Annotated in this window: 18 protein-coding genes; 9 read left to right on the top strand and 9 right to left on the bottom strand. The window is 74.6% G+C overall.

The window, feature by feature from the left end; translation table 11 throughout:
* Positions 1-18: 18 nt before the first annotated feature.
* On the bottom strand, positions 19-807 hold the full coding sequence (locus ACFY8W_RS37165) for an FCD domain-containing protein (RefSeq protein ID WP_391115500.1): 789 nt from the start codon (positions 805-807) through the stop codon (positions 19-21).
* 148 nt (positions 808-955) lie between these two features.
* On the opposite strand from ACFY8W_RS37165, the gene ACFY8W_RS37160 reads away from it, so the two are divergent.
* Both ACFY8W_RS37160 and ACFY8W_RS37155 read left to right on the top strand, forming a co-directional pair.
* Positions 956-1,813: a (2Fe-2S)-binding protein gene (locus ACFY8W_RS37160; RefSeq protein ID WP_391115498.1), complete on the top strand. Its 858-nt coding sequence runs from the start codon at positions 956-958 to the stop codon at positions 1,811-1,813.
* A gap of 206 nt (positions 1,814-2,019) precedes the next feature.
* Positions 2,020-3,096: a DUF2637 domain-containing protein gene (locus tag ACFY8W_RS37155; RefSeq protein ID WP_391115495.1), complete on the top strand. Its 1,077-nt coding sequence runs from the start codon at positions 2,020-2,022 to the stop codon at positions 3,094-3,096.
* A 111-nt stretch (positions 3,097-3,207) separates the two neighbouring features.
* On the opposite strand, the gene ACFY8W_RS37150 is transcribed toward ACFY8W_RS37155, so the two are convergent.
* The 4 genes from ACFY8W_RS37150 to ACFY8W_RS37135 all read right to left on the bottom strand — a co-directional run bounded on the left by ACFY8W_RS37150 (position 3,208) and on the right by ACFY8W_RS37135 (position 10,734).
* Positions 3,208-3,612, bottom strand: coding sequence for an ATP-binding protein (locus tag ACFY8W_RS37150; protein ID WP_391115493.1), 405 nt, complete (start codon positions 3,610-3,612; stop codon positions 3,208-3,210).
* A 100-nt stretch (positions 3,613-3,712) separates the two neighbouring features.
* Positions 3,713-5,455 (bottom strand): pyruvate dehydrogenase, encoded by a 1,743-nt coding sequence (locus ACFY8W_RS37145; protein WP_391115490.1) that lies wholly within the window; start codon positions 5,453-5,455, stop codon positions 3,713-3,715.
* 27 nt (positions 5,456-5,482) lie between these two features.
* On the bottom strand, positions 5,483-6,805 hold the full coding sequence (locus ACFY8W_RS37140; RefSeq protein WP_391115488.1) for a protein phosphatase 2C domain-containing protein: 1,323 nt from the start codon (positions 6,803-6,805) through the stop codon (positions 5,483-5,485).
* Between the two features lie 137 nt (positions 6,806-6,942).
* The gene (locus ACFY8W_RS37135) at positions 6,943-10,734 is read right to left on the bottom strand and encodes a S8 family serine peptidase (RefSeq protein WP_391115485.1); all 3,792 of its coding nucleotides are present in this window, start codon (positions 10,732-10,734) and stop codon (positions 6,943-6,945) included.
* 235 nt (positions 10,735-10,969) lie between these two features.
* Between ACFY8W_RS37135 and ACFY8W_RS37130 the strand changes: the two genes are divergently transcribed.
* The 3 genes from ACFY8W_RS37130 (at position 10,970) to ACFY8W_RS37120 (ending at position 13,051) form a co-directional block, all read left to right on the top strand.
* Positions 10,970-11,953, top strand: coding sequence for a helix-turn-helix domain-containing protein (locus ACFY8W_RS37130; protein ID WP_391115482.1), 984 nt, complete (start codon positions 10,970-10,972; stop codon positions 11,951-11,953).
* Positions 11,954-12,045: 92 nt separating this feature from the next.
* Positions 12,046-12,483: a hypothetical protein gene (locus ACFY8W_RS37125; RefSeq protein WP_391115479.1), complete on the top strand. Its 438-nt coding sequence runs from the start codon at positions 12,046-12,048 to the stop codon at positions 12,481-12,483.
* A gap of 85 nt (positions 12,484-12,568) precedes the next feature.
* The gene (locus ACFY8W_RS37120; protein WP_391115477.1) at positions 12,569-13,051 is read left to right on the top strand and encodes a DUF456 family protein; all 483 of its coding nucleotides are present in this window, start codon (positions 12,569-12,571) and stop codon (positions 13,049-13,051) included.
* Positions 13,052-13,869: 818 nt separating this feature from the next.
* Here ACFY8W_RS37120 and ACFY8W_RS37115 read toward each other — a convergent pair.
* From ACFY8W_RS37115 to ACFY8W_RS37105, 3 genes are all read right to left on the bottom strand, one after another.
* A complete protein-coding gene (locus ACFY8W_RS37115; protein ID WP_391115474.1) occupies positions 13,870-15,276 on the bottom strand; it encodes an AlkA N-terminal domain-containing protein in 1,407 nt (468 codons plus the stop codon).
* Positions 15,277-15,387: 111 nt separating this feature from the next.
* A complete protein-coding gene (rsgA, locus tag ACFY8W_RS37110; protein ID WP_391115471.1) occupies positions 15,388-16,497 on the bottom strand; it encodes a ribosome small subunit-dependent GTPase A in 1,110 nt (369 codons plus the stop codon).
* A 223-nt stretch (positions 16,498-16,720) separates the two neighbouring features.
* Positions 16,721-17,545, bottom strand: coding sequence for an SDR family NAD(P)-dependent oxidoreductase (locus ACFY8W_RS37105; RefSeq protein ID WP_391115468.1), 825 nt, complete (start codon positions 17,543-17,545; stop codon positions 16,721-16,723).
* A gap of 154 nt (positions 17,546-17,699) precedes the next feature.
* On the opposite strand from ACFY8W_RS37105, the gene ACFY8W_RS37100 reads away from it, so the two are divergent.
* Positions 17,700-18,182, top strand: coding sequence for a VOC family protein (locus ACFY8W_RS37100; protein WP_391115465.1), 483 nt, complete (start codon positions 17,700-17,702; stop codon positions 18,180-18,182).
* Positions 18,183-18,299: 117 nt separating this feature from the next.
* On the opposite strand, the gene ACFY8W_RS37095 is transcribed toward ACFY8W_RS37100, so the two are convergent.
* On the bottom strand, positions 18,300-19,058 hold the full coding sequence (locus tag ACFY8W_RS37095) for a helix-turn-helix domain-containing protein (protein WP_391115462.1): 759 nt from the start codon (positions 19,056-19,058) through the stop codon (positions 18,300-18,302).
* Positions 19,059-19,146: 88 nt separating this feature from the next.
* On the opposite strand from ACFY8W_RS37095, the gene ACFY8W_RS37090 reads away from it, so the two are divergent.
* Genes ACFY8W_RS37090 through ACFY8W_RS37080 form a run of 3 tightly spaced genes read left to right on the top strand, consistent with a single transcriptional unit; the run spans position 19,147 to position 21,447 of the window.
* On the top strand, positions 19,147-19,554 hold the full coding sequence (locus ACFY8W_RS37090; RefSeq protein ID WP_391115459.1) for a CU044_2847 family protein: 408 nt from the start codon (positions 19,147-19,149) through the stop codon (positions 19,552-19,554).
* Between the two features lie 45 nt (positions 19,555-19,599).
* Positions 19,600-21,309, top strand: a complete 1,710-nt coding sequence (locus ACFY8W_RS37085) for a trypsin-like peptidase domain-containing protein (protein ID WP_391115457.1) — start codon at positions 19,600-19,602, stop codon at positions 21,307-21,309.
* Positions 21,310-21,321: 12 nt separating this feature from the next.
* Positions 21,322-21,447 (top strand): hypothetical protein, encoded by a 126-nt coding sequence (locus ACFY8W_RS37080; protein ID WP_391115454.1) that lies wholly within the window; start codon positions 21,322-21,324, stop codon positions 21,445-21,447.
* The last annotated feature ends 5 nt before the right edge of the window (positions 21,448-21,452 follow it).

The raw sequence follows: 21,452 nt of genomic DNA, 5'->3' as shown, positions 1-21,452 counted from the left end.
CGCTGTCGACCTTAGTCGTCAGTCCTGCGCCCCGGTGAAGTGCTCCCGTACGAGTGAGGAAACGACGGGGAGATCCTGGGCGATCAGCGCGTCGAGCAGGGCGGTGTGTTCGGCGGCGTCGGCGACGAGTTCGCCGTGGCGGGTGGCGGGGGCGCTGACGAGGGGCCACTGGGAGCGCCGGTGCAGGTCGTCGGCGACGAGGAGGAGCTGTTCGTTGCCGGCGAGGGCGAGGACCGCGCGGTGGAAGGCCCGGTCGGCCTCGGCGTAGTGGGCGCGGTCGCCGCGGGCGGCGGCGGTGGAGGTGGCCTCGGCCAGCGGCCGGAGTCCGGCCCAGGTCTCGGCGGGGACGGTGCGGGCGAGGCGCAGCATGACGGGGACCTCGATGAGGGCGCGGACCTCGGCGAGTTCGGCGAGTTCGCGGGGCGTGCGTTCGGTGACGCGGAAGCCACGGTTGGGCACGACCTCGACGGCGCCTTCGGTGGCGAGCTGCTGCATGGCCTCGCGGACCGGGGTGGCGGAGACGCCGAAGCGTTCGCCGAGGGCGGGGGCGGAGTAGACCTCGCCGGGGGCGAGCTCGCCGCTGACCAGGGCGGTGCGCAGGGCCTGGAGGATCTGGCCGCGGACGGAGTGGCGGCGGACGGTGCGGGGCTCGGCGAGGTCCGCGCCCGGGAGTTCGCCGTGGGTGTGTTCGCCGCGCGCCTGCTCGGGGACCCGCACGGTCCGGTCCCGGGTGTCGGCCGCCGTCTCGCCGTACGCCGCCGCGGCGGACCGGTCGGTCGTCCGCCCGCGCGTGCTGCCCTGCTCCACCCGGGTCCTCCTGCGCCTTCGTGCCGGGCCCGGCTCGCGGCGCCGGGGTCCCCCGTGCACGATAGGCGGACGGCGTCGCAGTTCAAACACCGCAACGATCGGGTAAGGTAAGGCTAACCTGCTAACGATCGTGATTCGGTGGTCCCGCATGGCCCTGCCCGCTCTGCTGCCGTCGCCTCCCGCCTCGCCCGTCGCGGCCGCCTACGCCCGGCTCGCCGAGGTGTTCCCCGGACTGCGCGTCGACGAGCTGGCCGGGGACGAGCGGCTGCCGCGCGGGACCGGCTGGGTGGCGTCGGACGAGCTGGGCGCCGGCGGGGACGGCCTGGACGCCTTTCTCGCCTGGGACGACGCACAGGTGCGGCGCGACTACGGGCGGGCGGCCCGCCCCGACGTGGTGGCGAGCTTCGCGCTGCACCGGTACGCCTGGCCGACCTGCCTGCTGGTGACGCTGCCCTGGTTCCTGCACCGCCGGGTGCCCCGGCTGCCGGCGCACGACGTGGCCTTCCAGCGGGCCCTCGGCCGGGTCGCGGTGCGGATCGGGGAGTTCGCGTGCCTGCCCGGGGACCCGGCGGCGACGCTGCCCGGCGCCCGGGTGGTGGCGGACGAGGAAGCGCTGCGGGCCGAGGTGCGGGACGCCCTCGCCGAGCACTTCGAGCAGGTCCTGGCCGGCTTCGGGCCCCGGATGCGGCGCGGCCGGCGGGCCCTGTGGGGCATGGTGACGGACGAGATCGTCGAGGGGCTCTGGTACATCGCCGAGCTGCTCGGCGAGGAGGGCCGGGCGCTCGCGGAGCTGGAGCGGCTGATGCCGGGGACGACCAAGCCGTACGCGGGCGCCGCGGGCTTCCGGGAGCTCCCCGGCTCGGCGGAGGCGTGCGGAACGGCCCGCGTCACCCGCGACCGGGCCTCGTGCTGCTTCTTCTACACGCTGCGCCCCGAGGACACGTGCCTGACCTGTCCGCGCACCGCCGACCCGGAGCGGGTCCGCCGCCTCACGGCCACCGCCTGACACCCTTCCGCCGTTACGCCACCCGCACGGGTGATGCGAATCGAACGCAACCCGGCCTGCCCGCACGACAGTTCGACCCAATCGCACCTATTCGTATGCCGTACGGCCCCGATGGCGTGCTCTTGTTCCGAAACCCCGTACCCGCCCCGCCGGGTCGGCCAGTATGGGCGGCCGAATCGCCCTACTGCGAGGCAAAGGGACACCGCATGAGACTGACCGACATATCGCTGGACTGGCTGCTTCCGGGCGGCGTGATGGTGGCGGGGGTCCTGACGGCGGTGGCGGTGCTCGCGCGCGGGAAGCGCGCCGGTGACCAGGCCGCGGCCGAGGACTCCTGGGAGCGCAGCGAGGAACGCCGCAGACGCAAGGAGGCCGTCTACGGCACCGCCTCCTACGTCCTGCTCTTCTGCTGCGCCGCGGTCGCGGCGGCGCTCTCCTTCCACGGGCTCGTCGGCTTCGGCCGGCAGAACCTCAACCTCACCGGAGGCTGGGAGTACCTGGTCCCGTTCGGCCTCGACGGCGCCGCGATGTTCTGCTCGGTGCTGGCCGTCCGCGAGGCGAGCCACGGCGACGCGGCCCTCGGCTCGCGCCTCCTGGTCTGGACGTTCGCGGGTGCGGCCGCCTGGTTCAACTGGGTGCACGCGCCCCGGGGCATGGGCCACGCGGGCGCCCCGCAGTTCTTCGCGGGCATGTCCCTGTCGGCGGCGGTCCTGTTCGACCGGGCGCTGAAGCAGACCAGGCGGGCCGCGCTGCGCGAGCAGGGCCTGATCCCGCGGCCGCTTCCGCAGATCCGTATGGTCCGCTGGCTGCGGGCGCCCCGGGAGACCTTCGGCGCCTGGTCGCTGATGCTCCTGGAGGGAGTACGGACCCTGGACGAGGCGGTCGACGAGGTGCGCGAGGACCGGCGGGAGAAGGAGCAGAACCGGATCCGCCGGCGCGAGCAGGCCAAGCTGGACCGGGCACGCCTCAAGGCGATAAACCGCCAGCACCGCGCGTTCGGGCGGAGCGGCGGGCGGCAGGTCGACGTGGCGGCGCTGAGCGCCGGCACCGGTGCGGGCTCCGCGACGGGCACGGTGCAGGCCGCCGTCGCGGAGCCCGCCATAGCGGACCCCGGACAGCTGCCGCTTCGACACCGGCCCTCCCTGCAGGCCGTCAGGGGCGCTGAGCCGCGTGGCGGTGAGTCCCGGACGGTCGACCTGACCGCCGAGGACGACACCCAGACGCTGCCGCGCCTGGACTCCCTGGAGCGCAAACTCGCGGACCTGGAGCAGCAGTTCGGCTGAGCCCCACGCCCTCACGGTCCGGCGGGACACCCCCCGGGAGCCACGCTCCCAGGGGGTGTCCGGAACGTAGCGCCGTCTGCCCGCAGGGCAGGCGGGACCTCGCGGACACCCCTAGGCCGCCCCGCCGGCCAGTTCGAACCAGACGACCTTGCCCACGCCGCGGTCCTCCACTCCCCACGAGTCGGCGAGGGTCTGGACGAGGACGAGTCCCCGGCCGTGCGTACCGTCGTCGGCGATCGGTACGCACGGCCGGATCATCTCGGAGACGAAGTCCCTGACCTCGACCCGCAGGTGCTCCGGGACGACGGTGGCGGTGACGACCGCTCCCCGGCCGGTGTGGACCAGCGCGTTGGTCACCAGCTCGCTGGTGAGGAGTTCGGCGACGTCGGAGGCGCCCGGCCCGCCCCACGTCCCCAGCATCTCGCGTAACGCATGTCGTACCTCGGGCACCGCGGTGAGATCCGCGCTCCCCACCCTTCTGAGCAGTCGAGTCCGCTGCTTCGCCTCCCCGGCCATAACCCCCACCCCGTCGTCGGATCGAACAGGCTCACGGGGATGCATGCCCAGGGGCCCGGCCCGCATTCATGAGCACGACCCCGGCCCGTGTCACGGACCGTCAGGGACGGGGCACGTTGCGCAGGTTGGAGCGGGCCATCTGGAGCATCCGGCCGACGCCGCCGTCCAGGACGATCTTGCTGGCGGAGAGGGCGAAGCCGGTGACCATCTCGGCGCTGATCTTCGGCGGGATGGACAGCGCGTTGGGGTCGGTGACGACGTCCACGAGCGCCGGACCCTTGTGCCTGAAGGCGTCCTTGAGGGCGCCGGCGAGGTGCTTGGGCTTCTCCACGCGGACGCCGTAGGCCCCGGCGGCGCGTGCGATGGCGGCGAAGTCGGGGTTCTTGTTGGCGGTTCCGTACGAGGGGAGCCCGGCGACCAGCATCTCCAGCTCGACCATGCCGAGCGAGGAGTTGTCGAAGACGATCACCTTCACCGGCAGGTCGTACTGGACGAGGGTGAGGAAGTCGCCCATGAGCATGCTGAATCCGCCGTCCCCGGACATCGACACGACCTGGCGGCCGCGGTCGGTGAACTGCGCGCCGATGGCCTGGGGCAGGGCGTTCGCCATGGAGCCGTGACTGAAGGAGCCGATGATCCGGCGGCGCCCGTTGGGCGTGAGGTAGCGGGCGGCCCAGACGTTGCACATGCCGGTGTCGACGGTGAAGACCGCGTCGTCGTCCGCGAGTTCGTCGAGCACGGACGCCACGTACTCGGGATGGATCGGCGTGTGCTTCTCGACCTTGCGGGTGTACGCCTTGACCACGCCCTCCAGGGCGTCGGCGTGCTTCTTCAGCATCTTGTCGAGGAAGCGCCGGTCGGTCTTGGCCCGGACCCGCGGGATGACGCAGCGCAGCGTCTCGCGGACGTCGCCCCAGACGGCCAGGTCGAGCTTGGAACGCCGGCCGAGCCGCTCGGGCCGCACGTCGACCTGCACGATCTTCACGTCGTCGGGCAGGAAGGCGTTGTACGGGAAGTCGGTGCCGAGCAGGATGAGCAGCTCGCACTCGTGGGTGGCCTCGTAGGCGGCGCCGTAGCCGAGGAGTCCGCTCATGCCGACGTCGAACGGGTTGTCGTACTGGATCCACTCCTTGCCGCGCAGCGCGTGCCCGACGGGCGACTTCACCCGTTCGGCGAACTGCATGACCTCGGCATGCGCGCCCGCGGTGCCGCTGCCGCAGAACAGCGTCACCCGTTCGGCGGAGTCGATCATCCGCACGAGTGCGTCGATCTCCGCGTCGCCCGGCCGGACGGTGGGCCGGGAGGTGACGAGCGCGGTCTCGACCGGCTTGTCGGGCGCGGGCCGGTCGGCGATGTCGCCGGGCAGCGAGACGACGCTGACTCCGCCCTGGCCGACGGCGTGCTGGATCGCGGTCTGCAGCAGCCGGGGCATCTGCCGCGGGTTGGAGATCAGCTCGCTGTAGTGGCTGCACTCACGGAACAGCTGGTCGGGGTGGGTCTCCTGGAAGTAGCCGAGGCCGATCTCGCTGGAGGGGATCTGGGAGGCGAGGGCCAGGACCGGGGCCATGGAGCGGTGGGCGTCGTACAGGCCGTTGATCAGGTGGAGGTTGCCCGGGCCGCAGGAACCCGCGCAGGCGGCGAGCCGGCCGGTGAGCTGGGCCTCGGCACCGGCGGCGAAGGCCGCGACCTCCTCGTGCCGCACCTGGACCCAGTCGATGGCGGAGTTGCGCCGGATGGCGTCGACGACGGGGTTCAGGCTGTCGCCGACCACTCCGTAGAGGCGCTGGACGCCCGCGCGGACGAGGATGTCGACGAACTGTTCTGCGACGTTCTGCTTGGCCATGGGTCCATCAACACATGAGCGGCGGGGTTACGCCTCCCAGACCGCCACCCCCGTACGGTCGTCGGCGTAACCGGTGACCCGCAGCTGGGTGTCGGCGAGGAAGGCCGCGAGGCCCGGCGGTTCCGCGCCGGCCCAGCGGGCGGCGAGCTCGCGGGCGAGGGACGGTTCGCCGCGCATGGGCTCGGCGAGGCCGTGCGAGGCGAGCAGCAGGGTGTCGCCGGGACGGGCGACGGAGGCGCGGAAGCGGAAGGGCTCGGCGGGCGGGGGCAGGGGGTCCTCCACGAAGGGCCGGCCGGGCGGGTCGGCGACGCCGAGCCGCATGGTGAGCCGGTCGCCTTCCTCGCCGGCTTCGGGCACCTCGGCCGGGTCCGGTGCCGTCGCGGGCCGCGGGCGGGGCGGTGAACCGAAGCCGACCACGGGCCCGCCGACGGTGGTCGCGGGGTCGGGCAGGAGCGGTTCGATGTCCTGCCAGGCGCCGTCGCGGAGCCGGAACAGGCCGCCGGTGCCGACGCCGAAGAACACCCGGGTGCGGCAGTCGGGGTCGGCGGTGAGCAACAAGCAGCGCAGGCCTGCCGTGTACTCCTCGTGGTCGAGGCCGCGTTCGGCGGCGCGGGCGCGCAGCTTGCCGTAGGTGCGGTCGGTGAGCCGGTGGAGCCCGGACTTGAGGTCGCCGCGGCGGCCGGCCCGGATGTCCTCGGAGAGCCGGGCGTGACTGCGGCCGACGGACTCGGCGATCCAGCGGCAGGCGTCGGCGGCGGCGAGGTGGGTGTGCTCGGAGCCGCGCCGGCCGGCGGCGACGGCGACGAGCACGAGGGCGGCCTCGTCCTGCCCGAAGCGGGCGGTGAGCAGGGCGTCGCGGCGGGGTTCGCCGCGGTAGCGGGCGGAGTCGCCGCGGACGGAGACGGCGCGCAGGGTGTAGGCGCCGTAGCGGGCGCCGTCGAGGACGGTGTCGGCGACGAGCGCGTCGAGCTCGCCGGGACGGGCGGCGGGCAGGGCGGTGGGCTCGGCCTCGTAGGTGGGCGGCCGGGTCCCGACGTGCCCGGTACGGGGCCGGGGCGAGGGCACCTGCACGAAGGGCGTCCCGGCGGGTGCGGCCGGCGGCGTCACGGCGGCGGGCGGGGCCGGCGCGGCGTCCAGTACCGTCGCGGGGCCGGAGGTCGGGTCCGGACCCTCGTCGGCTTCCGGGGGCGGGGCAGGGGCCCCGGGCAGCGGGGCCGGAAGCGCGGTCGTGGTCGCCGCGGCGGAGTCGTAGCGCTCGTCGAGGCTGTCCGACGTCGGCGCGGGCGCGGTGTCCTGCGCCGTCTCGTCGTACAGCTTGTCCCACCAGTTGGTGTCCCCCTGCTGAGTCATGCCCTTATTGTCCACCGCACAGGGCACCAGAAAACGGGACATCAGGAAAAGCGTTACGACAAAAGGGTGGTCGTGGACAAGTGGTCCGCCGGGCGGCCCCACCCCCCACGGGAAGGACGCCCGGCGGACCGGCGTGATCAGCGCACGTCGTAAGCGCGGACCACGGTCTGGGTGACGGAGTTGCCGTTGGCGTCCGTCAGTTCGGTCTTCAGGGTGACCTGCTCGCCGGTGGCGCCCGCGTGGTTCACGGTCGCGGTCCAGGCGTCGCCCTGGTGGGAGACCTGTGCTTCGGTCCAGGTCGTGCCGCCGTCGTAGGAGTAGGACAGGCGGGCCGAGGTGAGCGCGGCGGGCGTGTAGCCCGCGTGCCCCGTCACGCCGAGGCCGATCTGCTGGCCGTCGGTCGCCGCGAGGGTCTTGAGTCCGTCCTCCGGAAGGTCGTACCGGGGGAAGAGAATCGGGATGCCCTGAGAATAGACGCTCTCATCCAGCTGAGAGGCGAATTTCCATACCGAGTTGACGGATGTGGAGCGGGCCCACACTTTACTGCCGATCTTCATGGTGTTCTGCTCGAGGGTGTACGTGCCGGATTCGGCCGGCACTTCGAACACCCCGAACGGCCAGCTGGTGCCGCCGAGCGGCTCGCCGTCCTTGCTGAGGCGCAGGTTGCCGATGTCCCCGAAGGAACCGGGCTCGGCGTAGTGGGTGTTGTCGCCCCACATGGCATCGGCGAAGCCTAGGAGATTGCCCTGGCGCTCGGCGACCAGGACCGGCTTGCCAGTGGCGTCGCGGGGGGCAGTGGGGGCGACGACGCCGTCGTACCAGTTCTCGGTGCGGCGCTCGCCGGGGCCGTACGCGTGGCGGGTGCCGACCATGAACTCGCCGAACGGGAAGCCGGAGGAGAGGACCTGCTCCCAGGCGGTGTCGCCGGGCGTGTAGTACTCGGTGCGGGTGCCGGGCGCGGGGACGGTCTCGAGGGAGCCGAAGAAGACTCCGGTGCCGTCGGGGCGGTAGGCGGCGGGGTTGTCGATGAAGTCGGCGGTGACGCCCATGGCGCGGTAGGTCGACTCCGTGCGGCCCAACTGCCCGTCGCGGACCCGGTAGTTCTTGTCGTCGACGACGGGGCGGGACTCGGGGAAGGCGAGGTTGTAGAGGTAGGGGCTCTTGGCGGTGGCGCGCCAGGCGAGGGTGACCTCGCCGCTCGCGAGCCGGTCGAGGAGCTGTACGGCCTCGGCGGCGGGCACGGCGAGCACCGGCAGGCCGGGGCCGGTGAAGCCGCCGCTCGGGTACCAGCGGCCGGCGGCCTGGTGGTACGTGACGACGGCGACGGCACCGGCGGCCTTGGCGTTGCGGGCGACGGTGGAGACGCCGGTGCTGGTGTCGGGCAGGCGGACCAGGGCGATCCGGCCCTTGACGCCCGCGGCCTCGAGCTCCTGCGGGGTGCCGGTGCCCGCGTCGACGAGCCGGGCGGAGCCGGTGCCGTCGAGGTTGTCGGATCCGGTGGAGGCGGTGAGCGGGTGCAGGACGAGACCGTCACCGGTCTTCAGTTCGCCGATCTGCGGGGCGGCGGCGCGCCAGTAGCTGCCGAACTCGAAGTCGCCGTCGTCGGCGCGGCCTTCGACGGAGGCGTAGTAGCCGCGGATGCTGCGCGGGCCGGAAGCGGTGCCCGCGTGCAGCCAGGTGTCGTCCCAGGAACGGGAGAACGCGAGTGTCGCGCCCCGCAGTTCGGAGGCCTTGTCGGTCCGGACCGACAGCTTGTGGGCCCGGCGGGCGTCGAGGACGACGGTGGTGTCCTTCCTCAACTCCAGCTGCGGGCGCGCCAGGTAGCTGACGGAGTCGTTCAGCGTGGCACCCTCCCCCGCGTCCGGCGTGGTGACGAAGGAGGAGAGGAAGTAGCTGCCGGCGCGCAGCCGGTAGACCTGATCGGCGGAGCCCTCGTTGAAGCGGCGCTCGCCGGTGGCGTCGTCGGTGCCGATGACGTCGAGGGAGGAGGCGCCGGCTGCGGGCCGTCCCTGACGGTCGATCAACTTGACGCGCAGGGTGACTGTTTCGGGTTCGACGTAGAGGGAGAACGGGGTGGACACGTGCACCGCGCCGCCGCCGGCGGTGCCGGTGGCGACGATCCGGCCGGTGACGTCGCCGTACTGGGCGCGCTCGAGCCGAACGGTCGGGTCGACGTCGAGCGGGACCTCGACGGTGGCGCCGGCCGGGACGGTCACGGTGCGCTTGCCGAGCCTGGCCACGGTGGAGCGGACGGCGGAGCCGTCGTTGCCGGTGACCCTGTCCACGGCGAGGGAGAGGGTGGCCGGCTCGTCGCCGGTGTTGGTGTAGGGGACGGCGACGGTCGTGCGGTCGGTCCGGTCCTGCGGCCAGTCGAAGGTGCCGCCCCGGACCGCCGCGGCGCCCAGGACGGTCTGGTCGGTCGCGGCCTTGACGTCGAGCCGGCCGGCGCCGACCTCGCGGGCGTCGCCGGGGACGCCGCTGTCGGCGGAGGCGACGAGCGCCGCCTTGATCCGCTGGGCGGTCCAGTCGGGGTGGCGCTGCTTCACGATGGCTGCGGCGCCCGCGACGTGCGGGGTGGCCATGGAGGTGCCGGACATCGACTGGTAGGCGTAGACGCCCCGGCCGCCGGCCGCGGCGGCCGAGATGCCGACGCCGGGCGCGGCGATCTCGGGCTTGAGGGTGTGCGCGGCGTCGGCCGCGGGTCCCCGGCTGGAGAAGTACGCGGTGGAGTCGTCGCGGTCGGTGGCGCCGACGGTGAGGACGCCCGGCGCGCAGCCGGGCGAGGAGACGGTGTTGTTGCCGGGGCCCGAGTTGCCGGCGGCGATGACGAACAGCGTGCCCTCGTTCCGGGCGAGTCGCTCGGCCGCGACGCCCATCGGGTCGGTGCAGTCCGTCTCGGAGGGGTTGCCGAGGCTCATGGAGACGACGTCGGCGCCCTGGGCGACGGCCCACTCCATGCCGGCGATGATCCACGAAGTGGCGCCGGAGCCGGAGTCGTTGAGGACCTTTCCGTTGAGGAGGGCGGCGCCCGGCGCGACGCCCTTCTTCTTGCCGCCGCTCGCGGCGCCGGAGCCGCCGACGGTGGAGATGGTGTGGGTGCCGTGGCCCTGGCGGTCGTCGGCGGTGTCGGAGTCGGTGAAGTTCTGCTGGGCGACGATCCGGCCCTTGAGGTCGGGGTGCTCGGCGTCGGCGCCGGTGTCGAGGACGGCGACCTTGGTGCCGGTGCCGTCGTAGCCGGCGGCCCAGGCCTCGGGCGCGTGGACCTGGGCGGTGGAGCGCTCCAGGGTGGCCTGGACCTTGCGGTCGAGCCACAGCTTCTTCAGGCCGCCGCCGGCCGCCGTCGTGCGGGCGGCCGGGCCGGTCACGTCGGCCCAGAAACCGGCGGCCTGCTCCTTGTCGGCCTTCAGGGCGACCGCGTCGACGGTCCTCAGGACCGGGCCGCGGGTCGCGCCGCGCGGGGCGGGCGGCACGGTGCGGGCCGTGGCCAGGTCGGCGCCGTAGACGGCGATGAGCGGCAGGGTCGCGGAGCGGGCGTCGTCGTAGCCCTGGCGGATCAGACCGGTGACGTTGAAGAGCTCGTCGTCGACCCGTCCGGCGGCCAGCGCGGCGGTGGCGCCCTCGGGGTACACGTAGAGGTCCTGGCCGGAGCGCCGGGTTTGCACGAAGGGCACCGTGCCGTCCTCGCGGGGCAGCGCCGCCGCGGCCGGGTTGCCCGCGGCGTCGCGGGTCACCAGGACGCGGTCGCCGGTCACCAGGGTGACGGCGGCGGGCCGCTGCCCGGCACGGTCGGCGGCCTCGCTGCCGACCAGTGGTCGCTTGCCGGTCGCCGGGGTGTCCTGCGGCGCTGCTGCCGCGGACGCCGTGACCGCGGTGACGGCCAGGACGGCGGCGGTCGCCGCTCCCAGGGCCGTACGCGAAATCGGGCGCATCGCTCTCCCCATCTGAATCCGGGCATGACGACACAAGACGCCCATGTCCGGAGGCTGTTGGTGCTGCGGTGGCGCCACATTGGCAGAGGTGAGGGTGGTGCAGGCAGGATGGGCAAAGGCGGGAATGCGCCGTGGCCGATTCCCGCCAGGGCACCAACGGAACGAACACGTCCGCCGGCCGTCCGGGAAATGTCCCGGGTCGTCCGGGGACGTCCGCGCGAGGGGTGGGACAGCGATGCTGGCAGCGATAGGTCTCGACGAACGGCAGGAATCCGCCTACCGCGCACTGGTCGCCATGGGCGCGGCCGAGGTCTCCGATCTGGCCCATCGGCTCGCCCTGCCGGAGGGCGACACCGAGCGGGCGCTGCGCCGGCTGGAGTCGCAGGGCCTGGCGGCCCAGTCCTCGGCGCGTACCGGCCGCTGGGTCGCGGCACCGCCCGGGGTCGCACTCGGCGCGCTGCTCACCCAGCAGCGGCACGAGCTGGACCAGGCGGAGCTGGCGGCGGCGCTGCTCGCCCAGGAGTACCGGGCGGAGGCCACCGAGCCGGCCGTGCACGACCTGGTCGAGGTGGTGACGGGCGCGAGCGCCGTCACCCACCGCTTCCTCCAGCTGCAGCTCGGCGCGACCGACGAGGTCTGCGCGCTGGTGACGGGCAAGCCGATCGCCGTGAGCGGCGTGGAGAACGACGCCGAGGCGCTGGCCGCCGAGCGGGGCGTGCGCTACCGCGTGGTGATCGAACGGGAGGTGCTCGCCCTGCCGACGGGCCTCGGCGAACTCTCCGCGGCGCTCGGCCGGCACGAGCAGATCCGCGTGGTGGACCGGGTGCCGACCAAGCTGGTCGTGGCGGACCGCACGCTCGCCATGGTCCCGCTCACCGGGCGCGGCGCCGAGCCGGCCGCCCTCGTCGTGCACGCGAGCGGGCTCCTGGAGTCGCTGATGGGGCTGTTCGAGTCCGTCTGGCGGGACGCCCTGCCGCTGCGGCTCGGCGCGGGCGCGCAGGTGACGGAGGACGAGGTCCAGGGCCCGGACCCGACCGACCTGGAGATCCTCAGCCTGCTGCTCGCCGGCATGACGGACGCGAGCGTCGCCAAGCAGCTGGACCTGGGCCTGCGGACGGTGCAGCGACGGGTCAAGGGCCTGATGGAGCTGACCGGCGTGACGACCCGGCTGCAGCTGGGCTGGCACGCCTACGAGCGCGGATGGGTGGCCCGCCGCTGAGGCGGCGCCGCCCGTATGGCAGGGTGAGCGCCCGGTTTTCCCTCACTTCCGGACCCCCGCCCTCCGGACCTCACCCTTCTGGAGCACCACCCATGAACGGAAGGCGCCGTCGCGCCCTGCTGGCCACCGTCACCCCGATGCTGGAGCCCGGGGAGCGGGTGGAGGTCACCTCGCTCGTCAACCTCAGCTCGGTCTCGGTGCGCCGCACCGCCGCGTTCGGCATCGCCTCGGCGATCGCCAGCGGCGGCTCGATGTCGGTGATCCCCGCGCCGACGCCGATGTACCTGGCGATGACCGACCGCCGGCTCTTCGTCTTCCGGGCGGACCCGGTGTTCGCGAAGCCGGTCGAGCACACCATGACCATCCGGCGGGAGGGACTGTTCCGCTCGGAGATCAAGGAGCGGATCCTCAACTCCTCCTTCGTGCTCTCCTCGCCGTACAGCGAGACCTCCTTGAAGATCATTTTTCCGCTGGTCGACCGCAAGGCGCGCAACCAGGTCGCCGCCGCGCTGCCGCTCGCCGCGGGCTGACGCCCTCCCCGGACGGCCCCGCCCCGCGTCCCTCCCCCGTCGGCCTTGACCTGCGAGAACACCGGCGGTCCTGCACCCTTGGCAGATGGGTGTGTGGCAGCTCCTGCTGATCGCGATGGTGATGCTGCTCGGCCTGTTCGGGGTCCTGACGCCCGGCGTGCCGGGGACGTGGCTGGTGTGGGCGGCGATGCTGTGGTGGTCGCTGCACGAGCAGACCGCCCTCGCCTGGATCCTCCTCGTCTCCTCCACCGGGCTTCTGCTGCTCACCCAGGTGGTCGTGTGGCAGCTGCCGCCCCGGCGCTTCCGGGGCGTCGGCATCACCCGCCGGATGGTGGCGTACGCGGGCGTGGGCGCGTTCCTGGGCTTCTTCCTGGTCCCGGTGCTCGGCGCGATCCCCGGCTTCGTGGGCGGGATCTACCTCTCGGAACGGCTCCGCCTCGGCGGCCACGGCCAGGCCAGGGCCGCCACTCGCACGGTGATGCGGGCGGCGGGGACGAGCGTGCTGGTGGAACTGTTCGCGTGCCTGCTGATCGTGGGGGCGTGGGCGGGGGCGGTGATCTGGGGCTGAACCGGGGGCGGGGCCGGGCGGGAGCGGGTGCTGCCCGGCGGTGCGGGGCGGGAGCGGGGCGGTGACGGGTGCTGCCCGGCGGTGCGGGGCGGGCCCGAAACCCGTGGGGGCTGAGGCCGACAGGGTGGCCCCCCACGGGGTCCGGAACCCCGTGGGGGCCGACGACGGTCGGGGCCCCTCCGGGTCGACTCCTCGGCGGCGGCCTTGGACCCCGTCCACCGAACCGCGCCGAAGCCGCCACCCCCTGCGGGGACGACCCTGCACGGCCCCTCCGTCGCCTCTCCACCGGTGGACGGTGCATCGGCGGAGCACCCTGTGCGCGGCGGCGGGTGCTCTGCCACGGACGGCGAGGATGATGACCGCGCGGCATCCGAAACCCGTGGGGGCCGACCGCGGTCGGGGCCCCTCCGGGTCGACTCCTCGGCGGCGGCGGCCTTGGGCCCCGCCCACCGAACCGCGCCGAAGCCGCCACCGCCTGCGGGGACGACCCTGCACGGCCCCTCCGTCGCCTCTCCACCGGTGGACGGTGCACCGGCGCAGCCACCCTGTGCGCGGCGGCGGGTGCTCTGCCACGGACGGCGGTCAGGTGCCGGAGGGGCCGTGCAGGGGTGTCCCCGCAGGGCGTGGCGGCTGTGGGACGGTTCCGTGGGCAGGACCAGCGGCCGCCACGCCCGAGGAGTCACCCCGGAGGGGGCCCGACCGCCGTCGGCCCCCACGGGGTGAGAGCCCCACCACGGGGCACCGCACCACCGGCCCGGCCCCCACCGGGTGAGAGCCCCACCCAGGGGCACCGCACCACCCGCCCCGAACCCCGCGGGTCAGAGCACGCGGCGCAGGTAGTGGGCCGCGTACGAGCGCCAGGGGCGCCATTCCGCGCGGTCCGGGAGGCCTTCCGGGGCCACGTCCGGGTCGCCGAGGGCGCGCATGCGGATGGCGGCGCGGGCCTGCGGGCTCACGCCGGGGACAGCGGTCAGCGCCGCCGACGACGCCTCACGGTCGGCGCCGGGGTCGAGACGGACGGTGCCCTCGGCGAGGGCCGTGGCGAGCGGGCCCGCCAGCGGGTGGCCGGTCAGCGCGGCGGGCGCCGGGAAGACGTGGGTGAGGCTGCCGCAGGGCGTCTCCAGCGGCGTGCCGTGACGCTCGACGAGCCGTGCGGCCTCGTCGGGACCGACGACCGTCCGTACCGCGAACTCCTCCGGGTCGGCCGCGCCCGGTGACCGTACGCCCGGCCGGGCCGCGACCTCGGCCGCCAGCTCGGGGTCCGCGCCGAGGCGTTCGGCGACGGCGTGCGGGTCGGCGTCGAGGTCGAACAGGCGGCGCAGCCGCTGCACGGCGGTGGTGAGGTCGCGCAGCTCGGTGAGGTGGATCCGGGCCTCCAGCCAGCCGCCCCCGCGGGGCGCGCGCTCGTCGACGGAGACGATGCCGGTGCCGTAGGGCAGGCGGAGGGTACGCCGGTAGGTGCGGGCGCCGGGCGCGCCGGCGACCTCCTCGACGCCCGGCAGGGCCTCCGCGGCGAGCAGGTCGAACACCTCGCCCGCCGCGTACGGCCCCCGGTGCGCGAGCCGCAGCGGCACTCCGGCGGCGAGTGCCGTGCGGGGGCCCGCACCGGTGCCGGACTCGGCGCGCAGTTCGGTGGGCGTGCGGGCGTAGACGGCGCGGATGGTGTCGTTGAACTGGCGCACGCTGGCGAACCCCGCCGCGAACGCGATCTCGGTGACCGGCAGCCCGGTGGTCTGCAGCAGCAGTCGCGCGGTGTGCGCCCGCTGGGCGCGGGCGAGCGCGACGGGCCCGGCGCCGAGTTCGGCGGTGAGCTGTCGCTGCACCTGGCGGGCGCTGTACCCGAGGCGCCCGGCGAGTCCGGGCACGCCCTCGCGGTCCACGACGCCGTCGCCGATCATGCGCATGGCGCGGCCGACCACGTCCGCCCGGACGTTCCACTCGGCCGAGCCGGGTACGGCGTCCGGCCGGCAGCGCCGGCAGGCCCGGAAGCCGTGGCCCTGGGCAGCCGCGGCGGTCGGGTAGAAGCTCACGTTGTGCCGCTTGGGCGTGACGGCCGGGCAGCTCGGCCGGCAGTAGATCCCCGTGGTGGAGACCCCGAAGAAGAACACGCCGTCGAAGCGGGCGTCCCGGCTGCTGACCGCCTGGTAGCGGGTGTCCTCGTCGAGGAGAGCACCCGCCACCACGTCCGTGGCCCCGCCTGTGTCCGTGCCCACCGTGTCCGTCATTCCTCCAGTGTGCGCGAGCACGAGGCCCCTGGCTGGCGGTTTTCGGACACGGCCTTGAGCGGGCGGGACCGGCGGGACGGGCCGCGCGGGGCGGACCCGCCACGGGGTCCGCTACCGGGCCCGGCCCCGCTTGGCCTCCAACGCCGCGCGGCCCGCCGCGCCCTTGCGCTTCCAGTCCTTGAGGATCTCGGCGCGGACCCGGGCGTCGGTCTTGGCCACCAGGCGCTGGTTCTCGCGCAGCAGCTTGCGGTAGCTGTCGAGGCGGCGCTCGGGCAGCGTGCCGTCGGCGATGGCGGCGGTGACGGCGCAGCCGGGCTCCGACTCGTGGGCGCAGTCGTGGAAGCGGCAGTCGCCCGCGAGGTCCTCGATCTCGGCGAAGACCTGGCCGACGCCGGCCTCGGCGTCCCACAGTCCGACGCCCCGCAGGCCGGGCGTGTCGATGAGCACGCCACCGCCGGGAAGGACGAGCAGGTTGCGGGTGGTCGTGGTGTGCCGGCCCTTGCCGTCCACGTCACGCGCCGCCCGGACGTCCATGACGTCCTCGCCGAGCAGGGTGTTCGCGAGGGTCGACTTGCCGGCGCCGGAGACGCCGAGCAGGACGCTGGTCCCGCTCGCGGCGACCGCGCGGAGCACGTCGAGCCCCTCCCCGGTGAGCGAGCTGACGGGCAGCACCTGGACGCCGGGAGCGACCGTCTCGACGTCCTCGACCAGGTACGAGAGACCGACCGGATCGGGCACGAGGTCGGCCTTGCTGAGCACGACGAGCGGCTGCGCGCCGGACTCCCAGGCCAGTGCGAGGAAGCGCTCGATGCGCCCGAGGTCGAGCTCGACGGCGAGCGAGACGGTGATGATCGCGTGGTCCACGTTGGTCGCGAGGACCTGGCCCTCGGACCGCTTGGACGAGGTGGAGCGCGCGAAGGTGGTGCGGCGCGGCAGGTACGCACGGACGTAGCGCGGATCGCCGACGCCCTCGGGGTCGACGGCCGCCCAGTCGCCGGTGCAGATCACCCGCAGCGGGTCGTGCGGGGTGACGAACGCCGTGTCGGCGCGCACGACCCCCTCGGGCGTGACGAGGTCGCACTGCCCGCGGTCGACCCGGACGACCCGGCCGGGCAGCAGACCCTGCGCGGCGTACGGGGCGAACTCGGCCGCCCAGGCGTCGTCCCAGCCGTACGCACGGAGGGAGGAGGTGGAGAGGGAAGCGGAAAGAGAGGAAGACAAGGGGAACCCTTCACAGGGTGGCCCCGGCGCGCTGCGCGTCGCAGCTGCTGGTGGAAGACGTCAGCCGGTGGCCACGGAGGTGGAGTGGACGATCATCTGGTTGCGGGCACGGCCCTTCGTGACGACAGCCATCGGTCACACCTCCTGGTCACAGCGGTCTTCGACACCGCGATCTTCGCGATGCGCCCCACCGTAGCGGGGCCCTGCCACCGGCGCCACGCATTTATTTCCGGACCAGGCGCTCCGTCAGCTCCATCAGGCGGGCACGGGCCTCGGTGTCGTACGCCTGCTCGTGGGCGCGGCTGTCGGTGAACCGGTCGAAGTAGCGGCCGGTGGTGCCGGCGAGTCCGGGGTCGAGGAGCAGGCGTACCGTCGGCCGGACGCCTTCCTCGGTGGTCACCTCGGGGGTCAGGCCGTACGCGCGCACGGCGGGGGTGTCCATCAGATGGGCCGGGTGCAGGGTGTTGACGGTCACTCCGGTGCCGTCCAGTTCGGCGGCGAGCTCGAAGGTGGCCATGATCAGGGCCAGTTTGCTGCGGCAGTAGGCGCGCAGTCCCTCGTAGTCCCGCTCCAGCATGACGTCGTCGAAGTCGATGGTCTCCTGCCCGATCGAGGCCACGTTGACGACGCGGGCGGGGGCCGAGGCGGCGAGCAGCGGGAGCAGGCCGCGGGTGAGCGCGTAGGGCGCCAAGTGGTTGACGGAGAAGCGTAGTTCGTGGCCCTGCGGGGTCAGTTCGCGGACCAGCGGACGTGAACCGCCGCCCGCCACCGCGTTGTTGACCAGGCCGTCGAGGTGCGGTTCGGCCGCGCGGATCCGGTCCGCGAGCGAGTGCACCTGGTCGAGGTCGGACAGGTCGGCGAGGTACGTGCGGACGGTGGTGCCGGGGTGGGCGGCCCGGGCCTCGGCGGCCACGGCGTCGAGGCGGCCGGCGTCGCGGCCGTGCAGCAGGAGGGTGCCGCCGCGTGCGGCGAGGTCGAGGGCGAGGGCGTGGCCCATGCCGGAGGTGGCGCCGGTGATCAGGGTGGTGTGGTGCTCGTGCTGTTCCATGCCGGTCACCCTGGCAGCGCCGGTCCGGGGAAGGGAGGGCGTGCCGCACCTGGTGTTCGCACCACCAGGCTCGGGCCCCGGGGGCAGGTCGTCCGGACCGTGCGTGTCCGATCCGTACAAGACCGGCCGGAGCCGGGACTCCTAGCGTGCGGGCATGGACACGAACCACTCCACGCCCTCCCCTGTTCCCGCTCCCTCCCCCGCGCCCCGGCTGGACGTCATCGGTCTCGTCACCGCCGACATGGCCGCCTCCCTCGCCTTCTACCGGCTGCTCGGCCTGGCCGTCCCGCCCGGCGCCGAGACCGCCCCGCACGTGGAGGTCACCCTGCCCGGCGGCCTGCGGGTGCTGTGGGACACCGAGGACGTCGTCAGGTCCTTCGACCCCGCGTGGACCCGCCCGGCGACCGGCGGCGACCGCGTCGCGCTCGCCTTCCGCTGCGCGGACCCGGGCCGGGTCGACGCGGTCTACGAGACGCTGACGGCGGCCGGGTACCGCGGTCACCTCAAGCCCTGGGACGCCGTGTGGGGCCAGCGGTACGCGGTCGTGCTCGACCCGGACGGGACGGGTGTCTCGCTCTACGCGGACGCGGCGGACCCGAAGGGAGCGACGGATCCGGCGGACCGGGAGGAGCCGTAGCCCCTGTGGCCCGGTCAGCCAGCCCGTGGAGCCCGTACAGCCCGTGCAGCCCGTGGAGGCCGTACAGCCCGTACAGCCCGTGGAGCCCGTGGACCCCGTGCACCCAGTGCACCCCGGTCAGCCCGTGCAGCCCGAGCAGCCCGTGGAGCCAGTGGAGGCCGTGCAGCCCGTGCAGCCCGTGGAGGCCGTCGAACCCGCGTGGTCCGTCAGCGTCATCCCGGTCAGGGAGCGCATCTCGCGGGCCAGATGGGCCTGGTCGACGCAGCCCGCGCCGTACGCCGCCTCCGCGTACGGCGCGCCCGCGGCCACCAGGGCGAGGGCCCGCTGCAGTCGCAGGATGCGGGCCAGGGTCTTCGGCCCGTAGCCGAAGGCCGCGAGGGAGCGCCGGTGCAGCTGCCGGACCCCGAGACCCACCTCGTCCGCCGCCGTGCCGACGGGCACGCCCGCCCGCAGCCGGGCCACCACGGTCCGCAGCAGCGGATCGGGCGCGGGGGCGTCGGCGGCGCGGCGCAGCACCAGGGCCTCCAGGGCGGCGGCGCGGTCGGCCGCGCCGCTGACCCGGTCGGCGAGCCGGCGGGCCGTGCGGGCGCCCCACATCTCGGCGAGGTCGACGCGCTCGTCGCGCAGCGCGCTCGCGTCGGCGCCCAGCACGGCGGGCGCCTGGCCCGGCGCGAAGCGCACGCCCGCGTAGTGCGCGGCGGGGCTGCCGGGGACGTACGCCCTGGTGTCGGGGCCCGCGACGAGCAGCCGGCCGTCCGCCCAGATCAGGTCCATGCAGCCGTCGGGCAGGACCGGGCGGCTGCCCGGGTCCGCCGCGCCGGTGGCGCGGGTCCAGACGACCGCTCCGGCGAGCCGGGCGGGGCGTTCCTCGTACACACCGCCAGGGTAGGCCGATCCGCTGACACCGGCCGGACGGTCGGACAGAATGGTGCCCCAGCCAACTGTTCGGGCCACGGGGGTCGTTGTGAACACACTGATGGAGTTCGGCACGGGGAGCGGCGCGGTGCTGGTGGAGGCGGACGGCCCCCAGCCGGGCGCCCGGCCGGTGGCCCGGGTCGGCAACTCCCTGGTCCGGGCCGGGCAGACGCTGGACGAGGCGCTCGCCGGAATCCGCACGGCGGCCGAGTCGGCGCTCGCGGTGTTCCGCGACGGCGCGCTGCGGCCGGACGGCGTGGAGCTGGAGTTCGGGGTGAAGCTGTCGGCCGAGGCCGGCGCCGTGATCGCCAAGACGGCGGTCGAAGGCCATCTGGTGGTACGGCTGTCCTGGTCCCCGGACGGCCAGGGCACCCGGGCCACGGTCCCGGCCCAGGATCGGTCCGCCGCGGTGGCCGGGCCGGCCGCCGGGCAGGAGCAGGCCCGCCGGGGCGGGTGACGGCGCGCCGGCCGGCGCGCGATGACGCCCTCGCCGTCCTGGCACGTGCGCGTCGAGCACGCGGGCGTGGTGCTGGGCGCCGGCTTCCTGGTCTCCGCCGAGACCGTTCTGACCTGCGCGCACGTGGTCCAGGACGTCGAGCACGTCGTTCTTCGCTTCCCCGGCGCGCAGGGCCTCGGCGAGCTCGCGGCCCGGGTCGCGGTGCGCGGTCCGTGGGGCGGCCGGCCGGCCGACACCGGCGATGTCGCGGTGCTGGCGCTCGACCGGCCGGTGGCCGTGACGCCGGCCGCGTTCGCCGAGCCCGACGGCGTGCGGGAGGTGCACGAGCCGCCGCGGCTCGTGGCGTACGGCTTCCCGGACGGATACGGGTGGGAGGGTGCCCAGACCGAGCTGCGGGTGACGGCGGCCGGTCAGCTGATCCACGACGAGTGGAACCAGGCCGAGTACTGGTCGGGGCACGGCCAGGAGCCCTCGTACGGCTTCAGCGGTTCCGCCGCGATGCGGGCGGCCGACGGGACGGTCGTCGGCATGGTCGCCTCGTACGACCCGGCGGTGCGCAACGCGCGGATCATTCCCGCCCGGGTGCTCGCCCGGCACGTGCCGGCCCTCGCCGACCTGGTGCCGACGCCGGGCTGTTCGGCCGGCGAGAAGCGCCGGCTGCGGGAGCTCGTGGACCTGGCCGAGCGGACCGGGCCGCTGCCGGTGCCGGTGGAGCCGCTGCTGCTCGCGGCGGCGGGCCGGCCTGGCCTCGTCCCTCCGGTGACCCGGCCGGCCGGTCTCTGGCAGGGCGTGTGGCACCTGCTGACCGAGAGCCCGCCGGCCCGCGGCCGTGTGCCGCTCGCCGAGCTCGCGGTGCGCATCGCCGACCAGGTGGCGGACGAGGAGCTGCGGCGCGCCTTCCGTGCCTGGGCGCGTGAGCACCGCGCGCGGTTCGGTGCCCCGGAGCCGATGGTGGTGCCGGGTGCCGGGCCCGTGGACGTGGCGGGCGCGACCGCCGCGACGGTGGCCGGCTGCGACGACGAGCCGCGGCACGGCGCCGTGGCGGACACCGTACGGCCCCGGTACGGCCGCCCGGCGCCGGGCGCACCGCTGCCCTGGGCGCCGATCCTGGTCGAGGTGCGGCGCAGCGGTGCGGACAGCGGGACGGTGATCGCCGAGGTGTCCGTGTACCGCAGCGGCGACCGGATCCTGGTGAGTGAACGGCGTTTGACCGCGGCCCAGTTGCGCGGCTGGGTGGTCGACCGCATCGACGAGGCGTACGAGGACATCGTCGACGGCCGGCCGCTGGTGGCCTTCGCCCTGCCGCGGGGCTGGCTCAACAAGGACGTCGACCAGTGGACCCGCAAGCGGGGCAAGGAGCCGCCGCTCGGCTGCCGTTCGCCGGTCGTGGTGCTCGACCACGACCGGCGCACCAAGGGCAGGCACCAGTTCGAGCTGCGGCGCGTGTGGGACGAGCTGGACCGGCAGGGCGGTTCGACGCTGCACCGGGTGGCCTGTGCCAGTCCGCACCAGGCGGCCCGGCTGTCCGTGCTCCTCCAGGACGTGCGCGGCGCGGTCGGCTTCGCCAGGCCGCCGACGGGCGCGCGGGAACGCGAGCTGCACGGGGCGGCGCTGGACGCGCCGGCGCCGATAGTGCTGTGGCCGCGCACGGGCTGCCCGCCGGGCGGGCCGTGCACCGGGAACTGCGCGGGCAGCGGATTCCTGGACCGGATCGCGCAGCGGATCTCCCTGCTGCCGCCCGCGGAACTCCCGTAGCTGGTCTTCGAGTTGCGCAAGGAGGCCTTTCTGCACGAAGGACCGGAGCCGCACTGGGCGGCCGACGTGTCCCTGGTGTGGGAGGACCCGCGCCGCTTCCCCGACGTCCGGCCGCTGCGCCACTCGCCCGTCGGCTGAACGCC

The sequence above is a fragment of the Streptomyces sp. NPDC012637 genome (genome assembly GCF_042954805.1).
Lineage (GTDB): Bacteria > Actinomycetota > Actinomycetes > Streptomycetales > Streptomycetaceae > Streptomyces.
Note: the sequence above shows the minus strand (reverse complement) of the source record. Positions and strands in the feature narration are given on the sequence as shown.